Source organism: Nostoc sp. FACHB-888 (assembly GCF_014696655.1).
GTDB lineage: Bacteria > Cyanobacteriota > Cyanobacteriia > Cyanobacteriales > Nostocaceae > Nostoc.
Map to the genome: position 1 here is coordinate 1 of NZ_JACJQM010000249.1, position 5,300 is coordinate 5,300.

4 protein-coding genes and 1 pseudogene are annotated in these 5,300 nt (G+C 42.1%); 2 read left to right on the plus strand and 3 right to left on the minus strand.

The window, feature by feature from the left end; translation table 11 throughout:
• Nucleotides 1-54: 54 nt before the first annotated feature.
• The 3 genes from H6G26_RS38090 to H6G26_RS38100 form a co-directional block, all read right to left on the minus strand.
• Entirely contained in the window at nt 55-306 is a 252-nt protein-coding gene (locus H6G26_RS38090; protein WP_242054265.1) for a DUF1186 domain-containing protein, read from the minus strand.
• A 97-nt stretch (nt 307-403) separates the two neighbouring features.
• Nucleotides 404-544, minus strand: coding sequence for a hypothetical protein (locus H6G26_RS38095; RefSeq protein WP_190736879.1), 141 nt, complete (start codon nt 542-544; stop codon nt 404-406).
• A gap of 248 nt (nt 545-792) precedes the next feature.
• On the minus strand, nt 793-3,033 hold the full coding sequence (locus H6G26_RS38100; RefSeq protein ID WP_190736881.1) for an ATP-dependent RecD-like DNA helicase: 2,241 nt from the start codon (nt 3,031-3,033) through the stop codon (nt 793-795).
• Nucleotides 3,034-3,190: 157 nt separating this feature from the next.
• Between H6G26_RS38100 and H6G26_RS38105 the strand changes: the two are divergent.
• A pseudogene (locus H6G26_RS38105) lies at nt 3,191-4,678 on the plus strand (DNA topoisomerase).
• 112 nt (nt 4,679-4,790) lie between these two features.
• Nucleotides 4,791-5,258, plus strand: coding sequence for a hypothetical protein (locus H6G26_RS43450; protein WP_242054266.1), 468 nt, complete (start codon nt 4,791-4,793; stop codon nt 5,256-5,258).
• The last annotated feature ends 42 nt before the right edge of the window (nt 5,259-5,300 follow it).

Sequence of the window (5,300 nt, forward strand, 5' to 3'; positions counted from 1 at the left end):
TTTTAGTTATCTCACCCCATTCAGATTAAGAAAACCAATCATTATAACACAAAATCAATTCTGCAAGAGGTCTATTGTAGGATATGCTGCTACTTCCCTAAATTGTGCCAGTAAATATAAAGCATGGATATGTAAAATATAGTCTGATTTTTCTAGTAGCTCTTCTAAATTGTTACTCAGTTTGTCTAAAATTTCTATTAATATAGATGTAATGGTTTCTCGCTCTTCAATGGCTCTTTCTAACGCTAAACGAGGAAATTCCTTAGTGTTATTTTCTAGTTGAGCTAAAATTTCTTCTATTTGCATCTGACCAAGATTAGCACTATTACTACTAATTAACTTAAAGTAGTTTATCAAACTGTGTACTGTAATTTTTTAATTTTATCAAAACAGAATACATGCGTCAGTCGCCAGAATACAGGAAAGGTATAGTAATAGTTGGTTCTCGTTCTAGTTGTTGGGCGAGTTCATTTTTTCTTTGTTCAATTGCCATCATCTGCTGTAGTTGCCTGTCATAAGCAATTTCTTGGTCTGTGGTCAACACCCTAGTAACGGTCAATCTCTTGCAGGTAAACGCGAACCATGTCGGAACTAGGACTGGACATACAACTTGAGGCTATTTAATAACCAGGGCGGACTTAAACTATACATCAAATAATTCAATTGCTGACTCAATTTTCCTGACTTAAATAGCCAAAAAGATTAACTTGGCGCAGACCCAATTCGTCGTTATACAAGAGTATTTTAGTTTTTTGTTTGTTTAACCAAGCTGATATTCTACATTCATGTTGATCAAATCGGCTGCAACAACCTCTGCCACAGCCGTGTATATCTCTGCTGGTCATTTGTCGTTCGCACAGCTAAAGATATTGCTTTTTTGTCACCGATGACGATCGCCAACTTCCTTGCACGGGTAAGCCCTGTATAAAATAGGTTACGCGATAGCATCATATAATGCTGCATATACAATGGAAATATCACCACGGGATACTCTGAGCCTTGGCTTTTATGCACTGATACAGCAAACGCCAGAGTAATTTCATTCAGGTCAGCATAATCGTAAACAACAGCCCGACCACCATAATCAACTGTAACTTCTTGCTCTACAGTGTCAATGCTCAAGATATTCCCTAAATCACCGTTAAACACTTCACGGTTATAGTCATTGGTTAGTTGGATAATGCGATCGCCTTCGCGTAGAATCATCCCACCCCTATTAATCTCCACCAAGTCAAGGCTAGGCGGATTGATCAGCTGTTGCAACACAGCGTTCAAGTTGCGAGTTCCCACCAGTCCCCGCGACATGGGGCAAAGTATTTGCACATCTGTTGCCGGATTAAAGCCCAGTCGGGGAATCAAATCGGTGATCATTGCCTGTACCCCGTGTTCTGGCTGATTTCCTCCACCATGCCAAATACAATCTGACACGGGATTATCAGAGATTGGCTCAAGCGCCGGATATTCTCCCTGGTTAATTTGGTGTGCAGCGGTGATGATTGCGCTCTGTTGGGCTTGCCTAAATACTTGCGTTAGCCGAACCACTGGTACTTGAAGCGAATTTATTAGATCAGCTAATACTTTTCCTGGCCCAACTGAGGGAAGCTGGTCGATATCACCTACTAATAATAGTTGCGCTCCTTCTGCTACTGCTTTCACCAAAGAGTGTGCTAGGAATAGGTCAAGCATTGAAGCTTCATCAACAATAATTGCGGTGTGCGGCAAAGGGTTATCGCTACCGCATTTAAACCCCATTTTCTTGGGGTCAAACTCCAGTAGGCGATGTATGGTCTTTGCTTCAAGTCTGGTCATTTCGGATAGTCTTTGTGCTGCTCTCCCCGTTGGTGCAGCTAGAGCAATCGATTTACCCATTGCTTTCCACAAGCTGACTATTGTATGGGTGGTGAAAGTTTTCCCCACGCCAGGACCGCCAGTGAGAATCATAAATGGAGAATAAGCCGCCATCTCCACAGCTTGCTGCTGCTGTTGCGATAATTGTATTTTGTGACTAGCGGTAAAACGTTCAATCCAACCACGAACACGAGGCATATCCTGTGCAATCGGTTGGCGTAATCTTCGAGAGATTAATTGCGCTAAGTTCTGCTCAGTATGGAAAAACGTTGGTAAGTAGCACAGTAGTAGTTTCTCGCCATAATCATCTCGAATCCTCTCCCTGACCAACTCCTCTCTGGCACCCATATCTTTGATGATATTGGTTATCGCATCTTCTGTCGGCTGATGCTCCTCAGTTGTCAGCAGCTTGATGACTTTTTCGATTAGCTCTGGCTGTGGTAAGTAGCAATGACCATCTTCTGCGGCTTCACTTAGAGCATGGGTTATTCCAGCGCAGTATCTAAATTCGCTATCAGGTGCAACTCCCAGGTTACGCGCAATCTTGTCAGCTGTAAGAAAACCTATACCGTAGATATCGGTCGCTAACTGATATGGATTATGGGTAACTGTATCAATAGCTTTGTCCTGGTATTGCTTGTATATCTTCACCGCGTATGTTGTTGAAACGCCGTGGCTTTGCAAAAATACCATCACTTCTTTAATCGCTTTCTGAGTTGACCAGGCATTTTTGATCAGAGTGATCCGCTTTTTGGCAATACCCTGGACTTCAATCAGTCGCTCAATTTGGTTTTCAATGATGTCGAGTGTTTCCAAACCAAAATGTGCAACGATACGCTTGGCTGTGACTGGACCAACTCCTTTGATTAGCCCACTGCCCAAGTATTTCTCAATTCCGGTGAGTGTTGCTGGTTTGGTTTCTTTATAATTGGTGACTTGGAATTGTGGCCCAAACTGGGGATGCTCTCGCCAAAAGCCTGTTAGTTGAAGTGTCTGCCCTGGCTGAATGTTGGCAAAACTACCGACGATTGTGGTTAAATCTCTAAATCTGGGGCGTACCAAACGCGCCACTGTATACCCCGACTCCTCTGAGTGGAAGGTCAAACGTTCTATTACTCCAGTGATTATTTCATGCTGGGGAGTAGCGTTAACTTGTTGCGGGGTAGGAGTTTGGAAAGTGGACATTTGGTTTGGGCGAAAATGTTTCGTGCTGTCGTTACGGCAAAATATTCAAAGATAAGTATTAATTAGCCATTAATTTAGTACATATATACTAAAATATAATATGCAATTGTCTGCTGGGACAAAGCATTTAATATAAACCATCCATAACCCATCTGCTATGCCGAAGCGCCTTCTTGTGGTCGAATCTCCCGGTAAAATCAAAAAACTCAGTTCAATTCTGGGTAGTGATTGGATTGTAAAAGCTAGTTGTGGACACATCCGAGAACTGAGCAACTAAGGAGATGATTCATTGGGCTTTAGCATCAACGACGGCAGTATCAAGTGTAACTATGTACCTCGTGACCAACGGTCTAAAGAAACGATTCAAAAACTCAAAGCCGCAGTCAGACAAGTTGATGAAGTGATTCTAGCAACTGACCCAGACCGGGAGGGAGAAACGATCGCTTGGCATCTCAAAGAAGTGCTGGGGTTGAGAGATCCAAGGCGAGTTGTGTACACAGAGATTACAGCATCGGCGGTGAATCAGGCGATCACTAATTCCAGAAAACTCGATTTCAACTTGATTGGTGCGGGACTGTGCCGAGATTGTCTGGATAAGTTGGTGGGGTACAAGGGTAGCCCCCTGGTTTGGGCTTTGAACAACGGAGCCAAGAGTGTTGGTAGAGTCCAAAGTGCCACATTACATCTAATTTGCCAGCGAGAGAGGGAAATCCAAGTTTTTATCCCCCAGGACTACTGGAATGTCTGGGTTGATTACACTGAAGGATTTCGGGCTTTTTATAATGGGGCAGCCGATTCTCGACAAGAAGTACAACAGCAAGAAGCTGAAACTTATGATGATGCAGGAGATAACACCAAACAAGCCCTTGAGTCTAAGCGTGTTTTATCTGAAGCGGAGGCAACACGACTAGTTGAACAGGCACGGCAGCATCCGCATAAAATTATCCAGGTTGAAGGGAAAACTATTACTCTCAAAAAACGCAATTATGTGCAGTTAACGAAAGACCACTTACAACCGACAGCTTTGGGTTTGGAAGTTGACGCTTTTTTACAGAAGGCATTACCTGATTTACTAGAGGCACAATTCACTGCCAAAATGGAAGATGCTCTTGATGCCATCGCCCTTGGTAAACTAGGCTGGCAGCAATATCTAAGTGGTTGGAATCAGGATTACTTTGTACCCGCACTATCCAAAGCCAAAACGCTAGTTGCAGGAGCATCAAGTGCTACAACCTTTGTTGAGCGCAAGTTTGACGTATCTAAAACTCATTGCCCTCAGTGCAATAGTTTGATGTCCAAAATCCCCAGCAGCAAGGTTAAGAAAAAATACTTTCTCAAGTGTACCAGTGGCTGTGAAAATGCCGTACTGTTTTGGAGCGATTACAGCAAGTCTTGGGAACCACCTCACAGCAAAGAAAGTGCAACTCAACAAAAGCCTCCATTTAAGATCACTTCGCATCCTTGTCCCGTATGTAAAAAGCCTTTAGAGGAGTATATCTATACAAAGGGTGGGCAGCAGAAAGCGATGCTTCGCTGTTCAGACCCCCAGTCTCGCCAAGACAATAAACACAAGGATGTAGCTTACTTTAATACAGCTTCATGTTGGTGGAGTCCAAAATTCGGTGAATTGGAATTAGCAAAGTAATCTTTATAATAAACCTTAAATACAGGGCAAGCAAAATACACCAAAGGCTCAAAAATTATTGAAGCCCAGATTATCAATAAACTAGGCAAAACGATCTAAATCTTACACAATCATGACAATTAAAAAACATATTAATCTTAATCGTGGATGTTTCCTTAATTCCACAAATAAAAAGATAATTGTCAATTTAGCCACAGGTGATATCTTAAGTTTAATAACCCAAGAATTAAAAACTCGTTACTCACCAGAAACTCAAAAACTTGTACTCGAAGAAACTTCAAAGCTGTTACCTGATTTGGTATTTCAAGAAATGTTACAGCGTCAACAGCAGGTAGTGAATGTTAACCCTGATAGTTTAATTGTGGTTAACTGTACGATACAAGAGACAGAGCTTGATGAGTTTGGGTTTAATTTAAATGTCGAAGTATATTTTGTGATTGCAGATGTTAAAGGTCAAAATCACTTTCGTGCTAATCGGATAGTTCTTTGGTCAGATATTTGGGGTGATGAAGAACAGCTTTTTGATTTAGAAGATGAGCTAGGTGAGCAATTCTGGACCATCAGTGAGAGGTTAGAATGATTGCACTTTTGTCAAGAGGGTGCGGGAAAAGGCGATAAATCC